Here is a 20,584-nt window from a genome sequence, read left to right as displayed (position 1 = left end):
CCTGATGCTATTCCGAGCCCCGTTCATTACTGATTCAAGGCAGAGCAACACCATGTATTCCATCCACAATTTTTTATTACTTATCTCATGCTTCGTTATCACTATTATTCTTGTAACATTTACCTCCGCTACCGGGATGAGCTCAAGCCAGCTGCCGGAGAGGCTGAAAATTACTATCAGCAGGAGCAAGACAGAATTCGACCGGAAAAAAGAATATAGAATTCACGTCACCATACAGAATATTTCTGACAGAACCATTCGCATACTGAAATGGCACACTCCTCTTGCAAAAGAGATAGGCAACAATATGTTCTCGATAAAAAGAGACGGGAGGGAGGTGCAATACATTGGAAAACTCATCAAAAGAAGGGCACCGGAAAAAAAAGATTACCTCATACTCCAACCGGGAGAAGCCATAGAAACCGACATAAATTTAGCCAGACTGTATGATATCAGCAAAACAGGAAGATATACCATTCAATTCAGGCTGAATCCCGCAGCCATCCCTGAAACGGATGCAAAAATAAAATCCTTTATACTTTCCAATATACTTGAGGACCTCATAACCACCCCCATCCCGGTCCCCAAAAAAAGCAAGCTCCCGGCCTTCTCAGGGTGCACCACCATAGAACAGTCTATCCTGGCGACTGCGCTGACAGCAAGTCAGCAGATAGCCCGTACCGCCAGAGAGGATCTGGCCAACACCCCAGCAGACAAACGTGACACGGCTGAACGTTATCTGGAATGGTTTGGCGAGTATGAGGCAAGCCGTTACGACACCGTTCAGGACCATTTCGACAAGATTGACGACGCCCTGAGCAATCAACAGATCACTTTTGTCTGTGACTGTGCCGACGACTATTATGCATATGTGTATCCCAACCTGCCGTACGAAATTCATCCCTGTAACGTTTTCTGGGAGGCCGAGGTAACCGGTACAGATTCGCAGGCAGGCACAATAGTCCACGAGACATCGCACTTCACTGTTGTGGCGGGGACCAATGATTATGTATATGGGCAAACCGGCTGCCGCAGGCTGGCAGAGAATCGTCCCAACCTGGCAATAAATAACGCGGACAGCCATGAATACTTTGCAGAAAACACACCCTTTCTCGATATGCCTACGGACAGCGGTCAAAGCCCAACGACCAACATTGTTCCTATGATTTTTTTGCTTCTGGATAACACTCGTTAGGCCAGGCAACAGCCGGCCCCGGGCACGGTCCGTCATGGACAGCCAAAACATATTTTTGCAACCACCACTCCCGAACAATCCAACCCATTAACCCGCATATTTCACAATGATCGTGGCGAAAGGCCTGAAAACGCCGTGGATGCAGATAGCGAACGAAGCGAGACCTTCGAGGAACAGCCTTCAAAAAGGGCCGCAGACATATTGAAATATTTCGAGGACTCTTTTTGAAGCTGTGACGCAGCAGGCGCGGTGTTTTCAGGCCTTGCAGTAGATCACTTGTGAAATATGCTGGTTAATTCATGTCCTCAACGGTGCCTTGAAAAATGTGATATTTTCCACTGTTCATCAGACTCGGGAGAAACAGCCTTTTTGCAAGGCCTCCTCAAACACGGAGAGAAAAAAATATGCCTCTTTACAGCCTGCGCTGCGCTGCCCTGCAGCAACAACCCCGCACCTGGCTCATCACCGGCGTGGCCGGTTTTATCGGCTCCAACCTGCTCGAAACCCTGCTCCGCCTGGACCAGGAGGTCGTCGGTCTGGACAACTTTGCAACCGGTTTCCAGCATAATATCGACGAAGTGCAGAACCAGGTCACGGAGGATCAATGGAAGCGGTTCCGGTTTATCGAAGGTGATATCCGGGACATGAATACCTGCCAGCAGGCCTGCACAGGGGTGGATTATGTCCTGCACCAGGCCGCGCTTGGCTCGGTACCTCGCTCTATCGAAGATCCGGTAACCACCAACGAGAACAACATCTCCGGCTTCCTCAACATGCTGGTGGCGGCCCGGGACAACCAGGTGAAGCGGTTTGTCTACGCCGCCTCGAGTTCCACCTACGGCGATCACCCGGATTTGCCCAAGGTGGAGGACAAGATCGGTAACCCTCTTTCACCATACGCGGCAACCAAGCTGGTCAACGAACTCTACAGTTCGGTCTTTGCCCGGACCTATGGTTTCAAGACCATCGGACTGCGCTACTTCAACATCTTCGGACAGCGCCAGGACCCAAACGGGGCCTACGCCGCGGTCATCCCCAAATGGTTTGCCGGACTGATGAAGGATGAGCCTGTGTACATCAACGGGGATGGAGAGACCAGCAGGGATTTCTGCTTCATCGACAACTGTGTGCAGGCCAACCTGATGGCGGCCACCGCAGGGGACGAGGCAGCAGACCAGGTGTACAACGTCGCCTTTGGCGAGCGCACTACATTAAACGAACTCTTTTACATGATCCGGGACCGGATCGCCGAGAAGTTTCCTCACGCTGCGCAGGCAGAGCCGGTCTACCGGGATTTCCGTCCAGGCGATGTGCGCCATTCTCTGGCCGATATCAGCAGGGCAAAAGAAAATATCGGCTACGAACCGGAATTTTCTGTCCGCTCCGGCCTGGACAAGGCCGCAGCCTGGTACATGAACAGCCCGCTCATCATCGGCAGTCAGGTATAACGTCCCGCTTGATTTCCTCTCAAGAAAGTCGCGCATGCCGACTTGTGCCGGAAGAAATCTTGAACATTGAATGATATACGGCTGCCTGGTATCCAGTTTTACCTGCATGATATACTGCCAGAATTTTTCCAACTCACTATTTTTACATTATCAGCACGATAAGATCAGCACAGGTTATCCAGACCTGTATAATAACTTGTTCGCTATCAAATTATGAACTGCATATTCTGCAAACATGACACAAGCGATTCTACGACAAGCCATATCCTGCCAGCGTCTTTGGGCGGTGAGGAGTGGGCATGCCTTCCTGACGGTATCGTTTGCAGTGGGTGCAATCAGTATTTTGGAGAGAAAGTCGAAAATCCTGCTTTGGGCAGTTTTCCTTTTCTCCCATTTCGCGTCTTGCTGGGGATTCCTACCCGCAAGGGCAAGGCTCCCAAGCTGAGTACATGCCTCGGCACGCTGAAAGGAAGTCCACTTCCCGGATGCATCGGAATTGATCCAACTTCGGAGGATATTGAACGAGGCATCAACAGCGGGCGACTCAATCAAGTTAGGATTCTCGCAGAACCCACAGAACCACTTGTTGTCTGCCGTATGCTAGTCAAAATGGGACTTGAGGTGGTAGCGAACGATTGCCCAGATGATGCCCAAAGCCCAAAGTTTGATTCGGCTAGAATGTTTGCCCGTATGCCAGCAAAAGGCACAAGGTGGTGGTTCATGATTAACACAGACCACGGTCTCCTGTTCAAGGTAAGCGCAAAAAGAACCACATCTTCAATGCCCCAGTAAGTTCTGCCATACTGCCAAGCAACCATGATACCTATTCACAGGAGGTTGCGTATGAGCATAAAGAACGAGCAGGTAAATGATGCACTTGGCCAGCACCACTGGCAGGCCCATGTAAAAGCACTTGATCGGAGCGGTCTGAGTCGGGCCGAGTACTGTCGCCGGAGGGGAGTATCCTACCATGCCCTGACCTACTGGTGCCGAAAGCTGGGCCGCGCCGATGGCAATCAGGAGAGGAGACTGGTTCCCGCCGGTGTTTTACATGGTGCCTGCCGGACTCGTGTCCAGAGAGGATCTGCTCCATTACGGATTACCTGCCTGCCCGGCAACCTGACCGTGGAAGTGGAGAACGACTTTTCGCCTTCTGCCCTTTCCAGGTTGCTGGCGGTCCTGGAGCAGCGATAATGTTTTTTCCCGCAAGTTCTGTCCGGGTCTATATCGCCCCGGGTCCAACAGACATGCGCAAGTCGATCAACGGGTTGTCCATTCTGGTTGCCGAGGAGCTGGAACTGGACCCTTTGTCCGGTCATCTGTTCGGATTCTGCAACCGGAAGCGGGATATGGTCAAGGTGCTCTACTGGGACAGCAACGGATTTTGCCTGTGGCACAAACGGCTGGAAAAGGATCGGTTCAGCTGGCCGCAGACTGAGGCAGAGGTCCTTGCCATCAGGGGTCGGGAGCTGGCCTGGCTGTTGGATGGCCTGTCCCTGGACCGATGCTGTGGGCACGAGGAACTGCGCTATGAATTGGTGGTGTAAAGCACACTTTTTTGCAGAAAAACCTTGAAAAAACAAGATGATATGTTACATATACGTCTATGAAAATAGACGTATCCACATTGCCCGAAGACAGCGAACAGCTCAAGCAGATCCTGCTTGAGATCCTTGAGCGCCATGACCGGGAAACCAGCATCCTGCACGAGCAGGTCCGCCATCTGAGGGCCTTGCTGTTCAGTCGCACGAGCGAAAAAACTCCTGTTGTTAACAACAAGGTCCAACTGCCCCTGTTCGATATGCCCGAGCCTTCGGATGTGGAGCCTGCCGACCCTGGGGTTGAGGTCACTGGTCATACCCGCAGGAAGCGCGGCCGGAAACCTCTGCCCGAGGACCTGCCCAGGATCGAGGTCGTTCATGATATCGACGACAAGGACAAGGTCTGCCGTTGCGGCTGCGAGCTGACCCGCATAGGGGAGGAGGTGTCCGAGCAGCTCGATATCGTTCCGGCCCGGGTGCAGGTGATTCGTCATATCCGTCCCAAGTATGCCTGCAGGAACTGTGAAGGCGTGCAGGACGAGGGGCCGACAGTAAAGGTTGCTCCGCCGCCGGCACAGATTATCCCGAAGTCCATTGCCACGGCTGGGTTGCTGTCTCATATCCTGGTGGCAAAGTTTGTTGACCACCTGCCGTTTTATCGGCAGGAAAAGCTGTTTGCCCGCATTGGGCTGGAACTGTCGCGTGCATCCATGTGCAACTGGGCCATGCAGGCGGCCAAAGCCTGCCAGCCCCTGCTCAACCTGCTCCAGGAGGAAGTTCTTGCCGGGTCTTATATCCATGTCGATGAGACCACGGTCCAGGTCTTGAAGGAGCCGGGCCGGAAGCCGACGTCAAAATCCTACATGTGGATCTTTCAAAGGGGAGATCCCGACAGGCAGGTGTTGATCTATCAGTACCATCCGACCCGGAGCGGAGATGTGGCCAGGAACTTCCTCGATGGTTTCAGGGGATACGTGCAGACAGACGGCTATTCCGGTTATGATTTTCTTGACCAGGTTGATGGGATCCGACATGTCGGCTGCTGGGCACACGCACGACGTAAGTTCAAGGATGTGGTCAGGGCCCAGGGTAAAAACAGAAAACGCGGCAGTGCGGACAAGGCACTGGGTTATATCTCCAGGCTCTACAGCCTGGAAAAGAAGTGGAAGAAAACAGGGCTTGTCCGGGAGGAGATCCATCGGCTGCGCCAGGAACAGTCCAGGCCGATCCTGGATGACTTTTACAGATGGCTGGTGAAAAGATCCTCCCAGACACCGCCCAAGGGGTTACTCGGCCAGGCCATTTCCTACTCCCTGCGCCAGTGGGATCGTCTTGTGGGCTACCTGGAAGATGGGAGGCTATCTATGGACAACAATAGAGCAGAAAACAGTATCCGTCCCTTTGTAGTCGGCCGCAAGAACTGGCTCTTTTCTGGCACTCCGGAAGGAGCAGAGGCCAGCGCCCTGATCTACAGCCTGGTCGAGACAGCCAGGGCCAATGGACAGGAGCCTTACAATTACCTGCGCTACATCTTCGAGAAGATACCCCTGGCTGCCACCCTGGAGGATTACGAGGCCATGCTGCCGTGGAATATTGATCCCAGGCAGTTGATCGGCCAGTTAGGTGGGGATTAATTAGCGGTTACTGTTCAAGCAGTTTCAAAATGGGATTTCATTACTAGACTGGGTGAATGGTGTGAGTCTGTCTGTTTGTCAATTTGATGAGTTTGAAGCTTTTCGGCTTCAACTCCTTGGCATGATCATTATCACGCCATTGGACTCTCGTGTTATGTCTCCGAACAAAGCAGAATTTCCGGAGCCAGATTTTAGGGTAATTGAAGTAATAGCTTAAATAACAGAGCGAACAATTGGGTGCACATTGACGGCTATTCCGCTGCGCTCCATAGCCGCAAGTGACCCACACGTTATGCCTTAGAGAGAGAATAAAATATGAGCGAGCCAATAACCATTAGAAAACTCATTGAACGAATTACATTAGGTGACATTCGAATTCCAGCTTTTCAACGAGACTTCGTTTGGGAGCCTGAACAAGTAGCTTTTCTGCTTGATAGTATTTATAAAGGCTTTCCAATTGGAACAATAATACTCTGGAAAACTGACAATCGTTTGGCCACTGAAAAAAATTTAGGCCGTTTCAAATTGCCTGAGCCTCAAAGGGATTATCCTGTAAATTACGTTCTAGATGGTCAGCAACGAATAACAAGTTTATTTAGTGTATTTCAGACAGAACTTACACCAATCGAAAATAATTGGATTGATATTTATTTTGATATAATGGCTGAAGAAAATATTCAAGAATCATTATTTTTGCCACTTGAGAATAATGAAGTTGATCTTAATAGACATTTTCCTGTGAATGTTTTTTTTGATACTGTTGCCTATAGAAAAGCAACGAGTACGTTGAATGATGATATTGTAGTAAAAATAGATAAGTTGCAAGAAAAATTCAAAGAATATTTAATACCAAATGAAATATTCGAATCAGATAATCGTAATAATGTGGCTATTGTTTTCGAACGTATAAATAGAGCTGGAACAGAATTGGATGTTTTTCAATTACTTTCAGCTTGGAGCTGGTCAGACGATTTCGATTTAACAGAAAAATTTGCTGATCTGCAAGAAGAAATAGTCGAACATGGATTTGATGAATTATGCAATAATAGAGATCTTCAATTGAGAATATGCGCAGGAATCATAAAAGGTGAAACAACCCCTGCCAAAATTCTGGAAATGCAAGGCGAAGAAATAAGGCAGAATTTTGAACGTATACGCCGTGGAATTATTGGTGCTATTGATTTCTTAAAAAGAGAGCTGAATGTTAAAAATTTCAAATTATTACCATTTCCTGGCACATTAGTTCCTCTATGCTGTTTTTTTGCAACAAATAAAGTTGAAGGACAACCATATACGGATCAACAAAAAGACAAACTAACTAAATGGTTCTGGAGATCTATTTTTACTAGGAGATTTTCTGCTGGTGTTAATGAAAAGCAGGCTAATGATATACGAGAAATATTAAAACTTAAAGATAACGAGGATTATCCTTTTGATTTTATAAATAATGAAGTTAAATTTGATTTTAAATCATCTAATTTTTCAATTGCAAATGCGAATTCAAGATCACTTATTTTACTATTGAGTACGCTAAATCCATTTTCACTTTTAAGCGGAGCAAGGATCGATTTAGATAAAATTCTACAAAAGGTGAATAAGAATGAATTTCACCATATTTTCCCCCAAAAATATCTAAAGGATCAAGGTTTTACAACCAAACAAATAAATGTTCTGGCAAATATTTGTTTTTTAACTAGAGGTGACAACAACAAGATAAAAGACAAATCTCCTTCTGAATATATAAATGATATTCCTGTTGAAAAGAAAAATGATTATCTAGGGAGAGCATTGCTACCAGAAGATATTACAGAAATTGATTATCAAGAATTTCTCGATAAAAGAGCAACTTTATTAGAAAATAAAGCTATTGAATTGATGGCATAACACCAGCAATTCCCGTTATGCCCGGAACGCATAAATAATGCGGCTTCCGGGAGAGCGGTTTCGTAAACTTCTGTGTCGTAGCATGGTGTAATCACAACATAATTTTTTCTCAAGAACTTGATTTTTTACTTGACATGGCTGAAAAGATCGGCGGCATTTTTCTCTGTAATATCAATTCGTTACAAGGAGATATGCCATGTCGACACTCAGCAGATTCATTCGCAACTACCGTAACAGCGGAAAAACATTTCGTCGGATAAAAATGCGCTGTCACCTCAATGCCGATACCTTGTATTCCCGCATACGCGAGGATTTTAACCGAGTGGTGGATCATCGGGCCGCCAACAGTTCAATATCTTTGCCCGATGTACTGATGTCCGGTTTTGCCATGTTTTGCCTGAAAGATCCATCACTGCTTGCTTTTGATGAAAGGCGCCGGGAAGAGCCCGACAGCCTGCAGGGGGTATTCGGTGTCAGCCGCATCCCCAGCGACAGCCAGATGCGCACTGTTCTGGATGAGGTTTCCGTCAGGGATCTGCGTCGTCCGTTCAAAAGTATTTTTGCCCAGCTTCAGCGTGGCAAGGTACTGGAGAAGATGACCTGGCTGGGCGGATATTATCTTCTTGCCCTGGACGGCACCGGTATTTACACCTCTGAAAAGATGGGCTCCGACTATTGCCTGAGCAAGAGGAAGCGCAACGGCAAGGTCGAATATTACCAACAGATGTTTGCCGGGGCCTTTGTCCATCCGGACCGTTCGGAAGTGATTCCCACCTGCCCGGAGATGATCGTCAAGCAGGACGGCAGCAGCAAGAACGACTGTGAACGAAATGCGGCCAAGCGTTACCTGACTGATTTCCGGCGCGAGCATCCCCATCTCAAGACCATTGTCATTGAGTAAGCGCAAAAAGAACCACATCTTCAATGCCCCAGTAAGTTCTGCCATACTGCCAAGCAACCATGATACCTATTCACAGGAGGTTGCGTATGAGCATAAAGAACGAGCAGGTAAATGATGCACTTGGCCAGCACCACTGGCAGGCCCATGTAAAAGCACTTGATCGGAGCGGTCTGAGTCGGGCCGAGTACTGTCGCCGGAGGGGAGTATCCTACCATGCCCTGACCTACTGGTGCCGAAAGCTGGGCCGCGCCGATGGCAATCAGGAGAGGAGACTGGTTCCCGCCGGTGTTTTACATGGTGCCTGCCGGACTCGTGTCCAGAGAGGATCTGCTCCATTACGGATTACCTGCCTGCCCGGCAACCTGACCGTGGAAGTGGAGAACGACTTTTCGCCTTCTGCCCTTTCCAGGTTGCTGGCGGTCCTGGAGCAGCGATAATGTTTTTTCCCGCAAGTTCTGTCCGGGTCTATATCGCCCCGGGTCCAACAGACATGCGCAAGTCGATCAACGGGTTGTCCATTCTGGTTGCCGAGGAGCTGGAACTGGACCCTTTGTCCGGTCATCTGTTCGGATTCTGCAACCGGAAGCGGGATATGGTCAAGGTGCTCTACTGGGACAGCAACGGATTTTGCCTGTGGCACAAACGGCTGGAAAAGGATCGGTTCAGCTGGCCGCAGACTGAGGCAGAGGTCCTTGCCATCAGGGGTCGGGAGCTGGCCTGGCTGTTGGATGGCCTGTCCCTGGACCGATGCTGTGGGCACGAGGAACTGCGCTATGAATTGGTGGTGTAAAGCACACTTTTTTGCAGAAAAACCTTGAAAAAACAAGATGATATGTTACATATACGTCTATGAAAATAGACGTATCCACATTGCCCGAAGACAGCGAACAGCTCAAGCAGATCCTGCTTGAGATCCTTGAGCGCCATGACCGGGAAACCAGCATCCTGCACGAGCAGGTCCGCCATCTGAGGGCCTTGCTGTTCAGTCGCACGAGCGAAAAAACTCCTGTTGTTAACAACAAGGTCCAACTGCCCCTGTTCGATATGCCCGAGCCTTCGGATGTGGAGCCTGCCGACCCTGGGGTTGAGGTCACTGGTCATACCCGCAGGAAGCGCGGCCGGAAACCTCTGCCCGAGGACCTGCCCAGGATCGAGGTCGTTCATGATATCGACGACAAGGACAAGGTCTGCCGTTGCGGCTGCGAGCTGACCCGCATAGGGGAGGAGGTGTCCGAGCAGCTCGATATCGTTCCGGCCCGGGTGCAGGTGATTCGTCATATCCGTCCCAAGTATGCCTGCAGGAACTGTGAAGGCGTGCAGGACGAGGGGCCGACAGTAAAGGTTGCTCCGCCGCCGGCACAGATTATCCCGAAGTCCATTGCCACGGCTGGGTTGCTGTCTCATATCCTGGTGGCAAAGTTTGTTGACCACCTGCCGTTTTATCGGCAGGAAAAGCTGTTTGCCCGCATTGGGCTGGAACTGTCGCGTGCATCCATGTGCAACTGGGCCATGCAGGCGGCCAAAGCCTGCCAGCCCCTGCTCAACCTGCTCCAGGAGGAAGTTCTTGCCGGGTCTTATATCCATGTCGATGAGACCACGGTCCAGGTCTTGAAGGAGCCGGGCCGGAAGCCGACGTCAAAATCCTACATGTGGATCTTTCAAAGGGGAGATCCCGACAGGCAGGTGTTGATCTATCAGTACCATCCGACCCGGAGCGGAGATGTGGCCAGGAACTTCCTCGATGGTTTCAGGGGATACGTGCAGACAGACGGCTATTCCGGTTATGATTTTCTTGACCAGGTTGATGGGATCCGACATGTCGGCTGCTGGGCACACGCACGACGTAAGTTCAAGGATGTGGTCAGGGCCCAGGGTAAAAACAGAAAACGCGGCAGTGCGGACAAGGCACTGGGTTATATCTCCAGGCTCTACAGCCTGGAAAAGAAGTGGAAGAAAACAGGGCTTGTCCGGGAGGAGATCCATCGGCTGCGCCAGGAACAGTCCAGGCCGATCCTGGATGACTTTTACAGATGGCTGGTGAAAAGATCCTCCCAGACACCGCCCAAGGGGTTACTCGGCCAGGCCATTTCCTACTCCCTGCGCCAGTGGGATCGTCTTGTGGGCTACCTGGAAGATGGGAGGCTATCTATGGACAACAATAGAGCAGAAAACAGTATCCGTCCCTTTGTAGTCGGCCGCAAGAACTGGCTCTTTTCTGGCACTCCGGAAGGAGCAGAGGCCAGCGCCCTGATCTACAGCCTGGTCGAGACAGCCAGGGCCAATGGACAGGAGCCTTACAATTACCTGCGCTACATCTTCGAGAAGATACCCCTGGCTGCCACCCTGGAGGATTACGAGGCCATGCTGCCGTGGAATATTGATCCCAGGCAGTTGATCGGCCAGTTAGGTGGGGATTAATTAGCGGTTACGTCATTGAAGATGCCCTGGCGTCCAACGCGCCGCATATCCAGGAGTTGCAGAAACATGACCTGCGCTACATCCTCGGGGCCAAGCCCAAGGATCATGAGAATCTGTACCAATCGGTCGACGAGGCGGCTGACAGGGGCGAAATCACCGAGTTGCACATAGCGGATTCCAACAAGACCAATGTGCACCATTGCTTTCGTTTTCTCAACAATGTTCCCCTCAACAAGTCCAGCAAGGATTCTCTGACGGTCAACTTCCTGGAATACTGGGAGACGGACAGTGAAGGTAACGTAAAGAACCGGTTCGGCTGGGTGACGGACATCCCGATCAGCGGGGAAAACGCCTTTGACATCATGCGTGCCGGCCGTGCCCGGTGGCGGATCGAGAATGAGACGTTCAATACCTTGAAAAACCAGGGCTACAACCTGGAGCACAACTATGGACTCGGCAAGAAGCACCTGAGCGCTGTTTTTGCCCATCTGATGCTGCTGGCCTTCTTGGTGGATCAGGTTCAGCAGATGTGTTGTCCGCTGTTCCAGGCGGCCCAGGCAAAATATAGAACGAGACGGTACCTCTGGGAACGAGTTCGCAGCTGCTTTAATGAGAATTTCGTCCCGTCAATGGAGCTGATACTCCACTGTATCGTCAACGGCGTCCGCAAGCCGAAACTGGAGTTCCAATGGGAGTGAGTCGCCGATCGAAAAAATCAGGTTGTCAAAGAACGTATTCTTGCGGACAACATCCGGAAGGATGACTGGAGAAGTACGTCAAAAATTCGGTTTTTTCTCCGGGAAAACCGCCTTCCCTGTCGTTTCATGCCAAAAATCGACAGGAAATTTGGACAACAGGGTCAAAATTTCTCAAATGGTCCTGTTCGCTGGTTGAGCAGGGGGCAAACCGGGAACTGCTGGCATAACACTTAGCAAGGCCCCTAGTTGTCAAGAGACAAAAATAATTTTGAAGCGAAAATTAATCGCCCTTCAGCCGAAGGCTGACTGATCATTGAAAACGCCCTATCTTGGGTTTCATATTCGGTGACAGCAATTCTGCACCAAACACCTATCGAGGATCAACCATCCCGCCAGCAGGAAAGGAGTTGGTTTTCACTCGAAGCGGATAATCTGTCCGGTCGAGAATGGGCCCAACAACTGCTCGTCGGAGACCGGACAGGTTATCCGCGAACTTGCAGCAAGCAGTTCCTGCCGGGGACAGCTGCTGCAAGCAGGGCTTGCAGTGTCCTGGAAACGATCACGTACCCTCATGCCGTCCCAGTCAAAGAAGCGTGGTCATGCAAAAAAACAAAACATGCCGGAGTTAGTGTCGGGTTCGGGGAGGAGCAGAACCATATCAAAGAATCAGTATGTAAACGGAGCAGGACGGACGGCCAATCAAAGCAACTGGCTGCCGAGATGCGGCATAGCACCGATCAGTGTGATTTCACCACATGATGCGTGTTCATCAATATCCGGTGCAGATACATGCTCGCTGAAAAACAACAACGGTGGCTCCAGTTAGACGTCCGGTTCATCCGTCCCCTCCAGCTCATGCGGCAAGAAATCTGTTCATATCAAACCCCTGTCTGTTTTTGAGCATAAAGTACACGGCCCTCCCCATCTTGTGGGCCAGGATGGACAGGGCCTTGCCCTTGCCGTGCTTACTGGTGACCTTCTGGAGATAGCGCTGCCCCCGCTTGTTACCCTTGAGAAAGAGCTGCGCTGCCTCTGAAAAAGCCCAGCGCAGATGGGCATTGCCGATCTTCCTGCCAGCCGTGCCATACTTTTTGCCATTGGACTCCTTGGCGCACTTGACCAGGCGGCAGTAGGAGGCAAAATCCTGCACCCTGGGAAAACGGTCGATATCCTCGATCTCATAGAGCAGGTTCAGAGCAATGATGCGACCCACGCCAGGGATGGTCTTGAGCAGGGCATAGGCCGTGGAGTCATGCTCTTTGGCACTTCGCGCAGATCACGATATCTTCACGAAAGGGCTTGATCAGCTTGAGGAAGTAATCCGGCCGGGTCCTGATATTGCGATGCAGGACAATCTCTCCTTCCCGGTTGAGGATGCAGAGATACATTTTGTTGGTGTGGAGGTCTATTCCGCAATAAAAATCATGCTGTTTGGTTTAAAATCTCATGAGAAGGCCTCCTTGTGTTGAGGTTGTTTGTGTTTTACTTCCATTATAGCAGCAACGGGCTGCCGGGAGCGAGGGGGCCTTCTCTATTATCAAGTCGGTGCACGGGACCTCAAAACCGCTGCGCTCGCTTGCGGTTTTTCGGCCCGTGACCCTAGACGTTCGCTTGAAACAATACATGATACACGAAAAAATTATTGACGGCCTGAGATGGGACATTAATAAATTAAAAATCAACGATATCCCAACTACAAAAGGCATTTATTGTTACCTCGATAAGGTAACTTTGGCTATCCAATATGTTGGCAGTGCTGTAGGGGTAAAAGGCCTAAGAGGGCGTATCTGGAGTCAACATTTAAATCCAGACTACCTTGAAAGCAGAAAAGAGAAATTCTCCTCAAAAGACTCTGAGCAGATTAAGAAACAAATTAAAAAAAATGGTAAAATTGTAATTGAAAAAAGTGCATTCCGAAAGAATCTTGCAAGAAAACATAACTTGACTCCAGGTGTACCATGCCTTGAATTTCTCAAGGAAAATTTCCTTTTGGTATTTTTTCCTTTAGACGAGCATTCTACTGAGAAAATCCATGAGATCGAAAAAGATATCATCAATAATTTGGCACCGAAATATAACATCAGGAACTATTAGGTGATTTTCAAAATGGATGACAATTTATTTGATGAAGATGAAGCTCTGGATTATGTCTTGTATGAAAAGATGGATAAATCTGACAAGCGCCCTCCCACAAAAACTGGATGCCTTGGTTCACTCATTCTATTTTGGGTAATTGGAACGCTGATTGGATATAGAGTGCTGACATAGAGACTGAAAATAAAAGGCGAACAATCGTCCAACTACGACAACCATATGAGCTCACTGACAGAATCCATTGAAAAATCCCTGGAGGTTACCTCCGGCTGTACCGAGCCGGCAGCCATCGCCTACTGCGCAAGTGTAAGGTCCCGCTTGATTACATACCTCGGAGGAGTATCCTTTATTCCGGGCCAAACACCTGCTCAAGGGTATCCTGGAGCCAGTTCTGTGAAAGGGATTTTCCACCCCTTTCATCACAGACAGCTTGAGTTGCTTCCTCTGGCTCTGGCAAGGCTGCGAAGCACCCGCGTAGCGGGGCCTGGCCTTGCCAGAGCCAAAAGTGGCGCCCAGGCCGGTACATCATTGGACTGACAGCAAGATCAGGTGCCACATTTTCACCTGCATAGCGGCCCTGGCGCTCCTGCCTTCTGTGGTTACCCGGAAAAAGGAAAGCCGTACGTATGCTGGAAGAACCGGACAAGGCTCAGGCTGATATTATGCGGGCATTTGGATGGAAAACAGCCGGTGGGGTCTTACAGAAAATATAGATTTATCACTCTATAAACTCCTGTTTGAAGGATGTCAGAGGGCAAGAGGCCAAGAGCGACCCCATTCTCAGGTTATAAGCGCCGGCGAATGAGCCGCAGATCCTATCTTCCCTGACCCGCGCGGAGCATGGCCTTCTCTGCTGTCAGTAGGTAAGCCCAACCCTGTCGCGTACCAGATCCAGGGTTTGTACCGCTTTGGCCCTGGCCTTTTCTGCTCCTTTGGCCAGCACTTCGCGAAGATAATCCTGGTTTTCCAGCAGTTCTTTCTTCCTGGCACGGGCCTCGCCGAAATAATCACGTATGAGCTCGAACAGCTCCTGCTTGATATAGCCGTAGGCTGCGCCGCCATTCACATAGAGATCATGGACCTCTTTCAACCGGTCTTCCGGAGCGAAAAGTTTGAACAGGGCAAACAGGTTGCACTTCTCCGGGTCCTTGGGATCTTCCACCGGGGTGGAATCGGTCTGGATGGCCATGACCCGTTTTCTGAGCGGCTTGTCATCCAGGAAGATGGGGATGGTATTACCGTAGGACTTGGACATTTTCTGGCCGTCAACACCCGGGACAATGGCGGTGGATTCGGAGATGGCAGGTTCAGGCAGGACAAAGGTCTCGCCATAGGTGTTATTGAACTTGATGGCAATGTCGCGAGTCACCTCCAGGTGCTGTTTCTGGTCCTTACCCACAGGCACGATTTCCGCCTGAAAGAGCAGGATATCGGCCGCCATCAGCACCGGGTAGCTGAACAGACCGTGACTGGGAGAAATCCCCTTGGCCACCTTGTCCTTGTAGGAATGGCACCGCTCCAGCAGGCCCATGGGGGTCATGGTGGAGAGCACCCACATCAGTTCGCAGACCTCAGGCACATCTGACTGGACCCAGAAGGTACACCGGTCCGGATCCAGACCCAGGGCCAGGAAATCCGCCGCCGCCTCCAGGGTACCCTGGCGCAACCGGTCCCGGTCATGGACCGAGGTGAGGGCGTGGAGGTCGACGATGAAAACATAGAGATCCGCGTTCTCCATATTGGAGATCATGGTCTTCATCATGCCGAAATAGTTACCGATGTGCAGCTGGCCCGAAGGCTGAATACCAGAAAGAATCCGTTTCATTGCTCTCTTCTATATCAGTTATTGGTAAAGAAATATTTCTATATTCGCACAGTTACGTCAGCCGCCGGATGCTTCTTCCCGAAAAACACCGCCGAGCATGGGGAGTGGCGTCCGCTCCTCGAGAGCGGGCCGATAAATTCCCAGGCCAGGAACCAGCACCATGGCGCGGTACGTGACACCGCGGAGCGATGGTCACGAGGGGAGACGCCGTTCATCCGCTGGGGCAGCGATAAGGGCGCACCCCGCTGCAGGCGAAGGTATTGCCCGAACAGTGCACCACCTTGCCCTGCTCCTATACCCTAAAATCAAAAAAAAAGGGAGTGCAGATTTTCTCCGCACTCCCTGTTGGAACAGATAGAAATATGGCTTACTTCACTTCTTCGAAGTCGGCGTCCACGACATCATCGTCATCGCTGCCGCCTCCGGACGCTGCGCCGGCAGCGCCGGCAGCGCCTGCAGCTCCTCCGGCTGCGCCCGCGCCGGCTGCACCGCCACCAGCTGCTCCCTGATTCTGGGAGGCCTGGGCGTACATCAGCTCGGCCAGCTTATGGGAAGCCTGGGTCAGGGCATCGGTGCCCTTCTTGATGGCATCGATATCGTCGCCTTCAAGGGTCTTCTTCAGGTTTTCTATCTCACGCTCCACGTTGGCCTTGGTCTCGGCGTCCACCTTGTCGCCGAGTTCACCCAGGCTCTTCTGGGTCATGTGGATCAGCGAGTCGGCATTGTTCTTGGCCTCGACCAGGGCACGGCGCTTCTTGTCCTCCTCGGCATGGAGCTCGGCGTCCTTCTTCATCCGCTCGATCTCCTCCTCGGTCAGACCGGAGGAAGCGGTAATCCGGATGGACTGCTCCTTGCCGGTACCAAGATCCTTGGCCGACACGTGGAGGATACCGTTGGCATCCAGGTCAAAGGTTACCTCGATCTGAGGTACCCCGCGCGGTGCCGGCGGGATATCGGTCAGCTCGAAGCGGCCGATGGTCTTGTTGTCTGCCGCCATCTCGCGCTCACCCTGGAGCACATGGATGGATACCGCAGGCTGGTTGTCGGCCGCGGTGGAGAAGATCTGACTCTTCTTGGTCGGCACGGTGGTGTTCTTCTCGATGAGCTTGGTCATGACGCCACCCATGGTCTCGATACCCAGCGACAGCGGGGTTACGTCGAGCAGGAGGACGTCCTTGACATCGCCCTTGAGTACTCCGGCCTGAATGGCGGCACCGATGGCAACCACTTCATCCGGGTTAACACCCTTGTGCGGCTCCTTGCCAAAGATTTCCTTGACCTTTTCCTGCACCTTCGGCATCCGGGTCATACCACCGACAAGGATGACCTCATCAATATCAGACGCGCTCAGACCGGCATCCTGCAGCGCTGTACGGCAGGGGCCTTCGGTCCGGTCGATCAGGTCCTCAACCAGACTCTCCAGCTTGGCCCGGGTCAGCTTCATGTTCAGATGCTTTGGCCCAGTGGCGTCTGCGGTGATAAAGGGCAGGTTGATATCGGTCTCCATGGCCGTGGACAGTTCTTTCTTGGCCTTTTCCGCCTCTTCCTTGAGCCGCTGCAGGGCCATGTTGTCGTTGCGCAGGTCAACACCCTGATCCCGCTTGAACTCATCGGCGAGCCAGTTGACGATGCGCATGTCAAAGTCTTCACCACCAAGGAAGGTGTCGCCGTTGGTGGATTTTACCTCGAACACGCCATCACCGATCTCGAGGATGGACACGTCGAACGTTCCACCACCCAGATCGAAGACCGCAATCTTTTCTTCGCCTTTCTTGTCCAGACCGTAAGCCAAGGATGCGGCCGTGGGCTCGTTGATGATCCGTTTGACATCAAGGCCGGCGATTTTGCCTGCATCCTTGGTGGCCTGCCGCTGGGAGTCGTTGAAATAGGCCGGAACCGTGATAACCGCCTCGGTTACCGGTTCGCCGAAATACTCCTCGGCATCCTTTTTCAGCTTGCCAAGAATCATGGCCGAAATCTCTGCCGGACTGAACACCTTGCCGTCTACCTCGACCGCGGCGTCACCGTTGGCGGCCTCCACGATCTTGAACGGACTGATCTCGATGGATTTCTGCACCTCCGGATCACTGTACTTGCGGCCAATGAGCCGCTTGATGGCAAACAGTGTCCGAGCAGGATTGGTGACAGCCTGACGCTTGGCCACCTGTCCTACCAACCGTTCTCCACTATCTGTAAAGGCAACCACCGACGGTGTTGTCCGATTTCCTTCGCTGTTCTCGATAACCTTGGGCTCTCCGCCCTCCATAACGGCAACACACGAGTTGGTTGTTCCCAGGTCAATTCCTATTATTTTTCCCATGATAAATCTCCTTGTCTCCTTATATATTCAGTAGTCAGCCTGTAATCTCAAAGCCCGAAATCCCTACTCCATCAGAGTCTCCGTCTATCCGGAGTCTTCACTTACCTGGAGTGTACGCTTACCCGGAGTCTTTGCTTACTTACCTGCTGCCATCTTTACAATGCGCATCAATTACGCCTTGTCAAGATGGTGGTCAGGATTCCAGTTAATTTTCCTCGTTCGTGGCAGGGCCACTGGATACAGCCACCTTGGCATCTCTCAGCAGCCGGTCCTTGAAACGATATCCCTTGACGAACTCACGGGCCACATGGCCCTGGGGCACCTCATCACTCTGCTCCATGGTCAGGGCCTCGTGCTCGTTGGGATTAAACTCCTTGCCCACCGACTCGATGGGCTGGACATCAAACTTCTCCAGGGTGGATACCAGGCCCTTGTGGGTCAACTCCAGACCCTCGATCAGGGCCTCGAGTTTCTTCTCGGCATCCACGGTCTCGGTGGCAGCCTGCTCCAGGGCCCGCTCCAGGTTGTCCACGGTACTGAGCAGCTCACGGAGGATGTTTTCTCCGGCGTACTTGACCAGGTTTTCCTTTTCCCGCTCCATCCGTTTCTTGAAGTTATCGGCGTCGGCAGCTATACGGAGCATGCGGTCCTTGGTTTCTTCCAGTTCCTGCCGCAGGGCCTCGGCTTCGGAGACCGTCGCCTCCTCGGTCCGGTCTGCGGCATCCTCACCAGTGGAGTGATCTTCGGGCATTTCCCTGTCTTCCTGCTGGTTTTCCTGATTCGGGTATTTCTTATTATGCTCAGTCACGTATCGTATCTCCTTCAGTGATTATCTTTTCTGGACAACGGTTTTGCCTCAACCGGTGACAAATGCGGCAAACACCTGTCACCATGCAAGAGGACAGCGGAACAAACCGCTGATTCGGATTGTCCCTGTGCGTTCCGGAAAAACCTTCCGGAACGCACAGGGACAGTTCCAGAGTGGGTTGGATTCCCACAGGTCGTACAGGCAGGGGACCCTGGCCTGACGCAACAATAAGTATAGGCCAAACCGGTGTCAAGACCGGGAACTATGGAAAAAACAAAGAAAAAGCCGCTGCCGGCAGAGGCAGCGGCTCCAGGTGATAATATCGGCGAATCCCACTCCCGGCCAGGGGTACAAAAACCATCTGGATCCGGGGAAGGCCGGTGATGACGGCGACTCACCTCAAGCGGAAGCCAGGTAACGTTTGATACCGTCGGCAATGGTGTTAAACACCTTGATGAACTCCTGCTCATCGCGTTCCAGCAGGGTGACCCGAAACCCCTGCAGGTCGGTGGCAAACGAAGACAGCGGCACAACGCATACGCCGGTGGAACCCAGCAGATAATAGACGAAACGCTTGTCCGGCGACACATCCGGCCCGCTGACCATCCGCTCCACTGTGGCGCGAACCTCGTCGTTTTCAATGGGCAGGGTCTGCTCATGGTTGAGCCGCCCGTCTTCGAAGACCACGCTCATGTAAAAGGCACCATTGGTACGGTTGACCAGTACGCCCTTGAGACCTTTCAGGATGTCATAGGCGATGTTGGAGTACTTTTCGTAGCGGCGGATCCGTTCATCCAGGTACTCCTGGTAGAGCGGATGCTGCTTGATCCGCGGCAGAACCATCTGCGGCAGGGTGGTGGAACAGACCTCCACCATCTTGGCATTGAGGATGGAGTTGATGTACTTCTCGAACATGGGATCCCGGTGCCCGTTGTACACTTCAATCCAGCCGCACCGGCCGCCGGGCCAAGGCATTTCCTTGGAGATCCCGCGCATGCAGATAGCCGGAACCCGGTCGCCGATCACCGTGCACAGGGGAACGGCCTCGGTACCGTTGTAGGTCATGTTCTGATACACTTCATCACAGATGATAAAGAGATCGTTGGTCTCGCAGATGTCGACAATGGCCCGCAGGACATCGGCCGGATACACCGCCCCGGTAGGATTGTCGGGATTGATCACCAGGATGCCTGCCACCGCCGGGTTGTACTTGACATGATTCTCGATATCCTCCAGGTCCGGATACCAGAGGTGATTGGGATCAAGGATATAGGTCACCGGCCGATCACCGGCATGGGCAGCCTCAGCCGAGGAATGGGTGGTATAGCTGGGCGTGGGCACGATCACCCGGGCCGTGCGCTTGAGAAAACCAAAAACCTTGGAGATGGCATCGCCCAGCCCATTGAAGAAGATAATGTCCTCCGGGCCTATCTGGGCCCCGCCCTTGGCATTGGTTTCAGCGGCGATATACTCCCTGGTGGCCAGAATACCCTTGGTGGGACAGTAGCCGTAGCTGGCATCCTCCTGCACCGCCGCCGCCACGATCTCTTTCATCCACGCGGGAATCTCCTCACCCTTGGCCACCGGGTCACCGATATTCTCCCAGTTGACATGGACGCCAAGCGCCTGAAGCTTATTCCCGACATTGACAATATTGCGGATTTCGTAGGTCAGTTCACCTGCGCCGATATGGAGGATATCCGTACGCATTCCTAATTCTCCCTAGCCGGCTTGTGCCGGAGTATAAGATTTGTACCAACAAAAAAGATGCCGGATCTCGCCCTGTCGACCGGGCCAGCTGGATTCTCATCTGATTTC

At 51.9% G+C, this 20,584-nt stretch carries 19 protein-coding genes and 2 pseudogenes; 16 read left to right on the top strand and 5 right to left on the bottom strand.

Annotated features, from left to right (window positions below; translation table 11 throughout):
• Positions 1–52: 52 nt before the first annotated feature.
• The 12 genes from GF1_RS02650 (at position 53) to GF1_RS02600 (ending at position 11,719) form a co-directional block, all read left to right on the top strand.
• Positions 53–1,195, top strand: a complete 1,143-nt coding sequence (locus GF1_RS02650; protein WP_267928079.1) for a M35 family metalloendopeptidase — start codon at positions 53–55, stop codon at positions 1,193–1,195.
• 404 nt (positions 1,196–1,599) lie between these two features.
• Positions 1,600–2,643, top strand: a complete 1,044-nt coding sequence (locus GF1_RS02645; protein ID WP_267928078.1) for an NAD-dependent epimerase/dehydratase family protein — start codon at positions 1,600–1,602, stop codon at positions 2,641–2,643.
• A gap of 213 nt (positions 2,644–2,856) precedes the next feature.
• Entirely contained in the window at positions 2,857–3,435 is a 579-nt protein-coding gene (locus GF1_RS16355) for an HNH endonuclease (RefSeq protein ID WP_353740420.1), read from the top strand.
• Between the two features lie 51 nt (positions 3,436–3,486).
• Positions 3,487–3,837, top strand: coding sequence for an IS66 family insertion sequence element accessory protein TnpA (gene tnpA / locus GF1_RS02640; protein ID WP_267928075.1), 351 nt, complete (start codon positions 3,487–3,489; stop codon positions 3,835–3,837).
• Positions 3,837–4,190 carry an IS66 family insertion sequence element accessory protein TnpB gene (gene tnpB, locus GF1_RS02635; protein ID WP_267928074.1) on the top strand — a complete coding sequence of 118 codons (354 nt, stop codon included), beginning with the start codon at positions 3,837–3,839 and terminating at the stop codon, positions 4,188–4,190. The genes tnpA (GF1_RS02640) and tnpB (GF1_RS02635) overlap by 1 nt, the downstream gene beginning before the upstream one ends.
• Positions 4,191–4,249: 59 nt before the next feature.
• On the top strand, positions 4,250–5,818 hold the full coding sequence (tnpC, locus tag GF1_RS02630; protein ID WP_267928073.1) for an IS66 family transposase: 1,569 nt from the start codon (positions 4,250–4,252) through the stop codon (positions 5,816–5,818).
• Between the two features lie 315 nt (positions 5,819–6,133).
• Positions 6,134–7,702: a DUF262 domain-containing protein gene (locus tag GF1_RS02625; protein WP_267928077.1), complete on the top strand. Its 1,569-nt coding sequence runs from the start codon at positions 6,134–6,136 to the stop codon at positions 7,700–7,702.
• Between the two features lie 196 nt (positions 7,703–7,898).
• Entirely contained in the window at positions 7,899–8,603 is a 705-nt protein-coding gene (locus GF1_RS02620) for a hypothetical protein (RefSeq protein ID WP_267928076.1), read from the top strand.
• Positions 8,604–8,689: 86 nt separating this feature from the next.
• Positions 8,690–9,040 carry an IS66 family insertion sequence element accessory protein TnpA gene (tnpA, locus tag GF1_RS02615; protein ID WP_267928075.1) on the top strand — a complete coding sequence of 117 codons (351 nt, stop codon included), beginning with the start codon at positions 8,690–8,692 and terminating at the stop codon, positions 9,038–9,040.
• Positions 9,040–9,393, top strand: coding sequence for an IS66 family insertion sequence element accessory protein TnpB (gene tnpB, locus GF1_RS02610; protein WP_267928074.1), 354 nt, complete (start codon positions 9,040–9,042; stop codon positions 9,391–9,393). The genes tnpA (GF1_RS02615) and tnpB (GF1_RS02610) overlap by 1 nt, the downstream gene beginning before the upstream one ends.
• Positions 9,394–9,452: 59 nt before the next feature.
• Positions 9,453–11,021 (top strand): IS66 family transposase, encoded by a 1,569-nt coding sequence (gene tnpC / locus GF1_RS02605; protein WP_267928073.1) that lies wholly within the window; start codon positions 9,453–9,455, stop codon positions 11,019–11,021.
• A gap of 56 nt (positions 11,022–11,077) precedes the next feature.
• Positions 11,078–11,719, top strand: a complete 642-nt coding sequence (locus tag GF1_RS02600) for a hypothetical protein (protein WP_267928072.1) — start codon at positions 11,078–11,080, stop codon at positions 11,717–11,719.
• 853 nt (positions 11,720–12,572) lie between these two features.
• Here the strand turns inward: GF1_RS02600 and GF1_RS02595 are convergent.
• Positions 12,573–12,989: pseudogene (locus tag GF1_RS02595) on the bottom strand (transposase); the annotation flags it as partial.
• Between GF1_RS02595 and GF1_RS02590 the strand changes: the two are divergent.
• The 4 genes and pseudogenes from GF1_RS02590 to GF1_RS16550 all read left to right on the top strand — a co-directional run.
• Entirely contained in the window at positions 12,979–13,188 is a 210-nt protein-coding gene (locus tag GF1_RS02590) for a hypothetical protein (RefSeq protein WP_267928071.1), read from the top strand. The pseudogene GF1_RS02595 and the gene GF1_RS02590 overlap by 11 nt on opposite strands.
• A gap of 154 nt (positions 13,189–13,342) precedes the next feature.
• Positions 13,343–13,813, top strand: a complete 471-nt coding sequence (locus GF1_RS02585) for a GIY-YIG nuclease family protein (protein WP_267928070.1) — start codon at positions 13,343–13,345, stop codon at positions 13,811–13,813.
• Positions 13,814–13,825: 12 nt separating this feature from the next.
• Positions 13,826–13,987 carry a hypothetical protein gene (locus GF1_RS02580; protein WP_267928069.1) on the top strand — a complete coding sequence of 54 codons (162 nt, stop codon included), beginning with the start codon at positions 13,826–13,828 and terminating at the stop codon, positions 13,985–13,987.
• A gap of 340 nt (positions 13,988–14,327) precedes the next feature.
• Positions 14,328–14,526: pseudogene (locus tag GF1_RS16550) on the top strand (IS1634 family transposase); the annotation flags it as partial.
• A gap of 143 nt (positions 14,527–14,669) precedes the next feature.
• Here the strand turns inward: GF1_RS16550 and trpS are convergent.
• The 4 genes from trpS to GF1_RS02560 all read right to left on the bottom strand — a co-directional run bounded on the left by trpS (position 14,670) and on the right by GF1_RS02560 (position 20,476).
• Positions 14,670–15,638, bottom strand: coding sequence for a tryptophan--tRNA ligase (gene trpS, locus GF1_RS02575; protein WP_267928068.1), 969 nt, complete (start codon positions 15,636–15,638; stop codon positions 14,670–14,672).
• A gap of 367 nt (positions 15,639–16,005) precedes the next feature.
• The gene (gene dnaK / locus GF1_RS02570) at positions 16,006–17,958 is read right to left on the bottom strand and encodes a molecular chaperone DnaK (RefSeq protein ID WP_267928067.1); all 1,953 of its coding nucleotides are present in this window, start codon (positions 17,956–17,958) and stop codon (positions 16,006–16,008) included.
• Positions 17,959–18,163: 205 nt separating this feature from the next.
• Positions 18,164–18,766, bottom strand: a complete 603-nt coding sequence (gene grpE, locus GF1_RS02565) for a nucleotide exchange factor GrpE (RefSeq protein ID WP_267928066.1) — start codon at positions 18,764–18,766, stop codon at positions 18,164–18,166.
• 399 nt (positions 18,767–19,165) lie between these two features.
• Entirely contained in the window at positions 19,166–20,476 is a 1,311-nt protein-coding gene (locus GF1_RS02560; RefSeq protein ID WP_267928065.1) for a pyridoxal phosphate-dependent aminotransferase, read from the bottom strand.
• Between the last annotated feature and the right edge of the window lie 108 nt (positions 20,477–20,584).

Source organism: Desulfolithobacter dissulfuricans, assembly GCF_025998535.1.
GTDB classification, from domain to species: Bacteria; Desulfobacterota; Desulfobulbia; order Desulfobulbales; family Desulfobulbaceae; genus Desulfolithobacter; species Desulfolithobacter dissulfuricans.
This window is presented reverse-complemented; position numbering and strand designations above follow the sequence as displayed.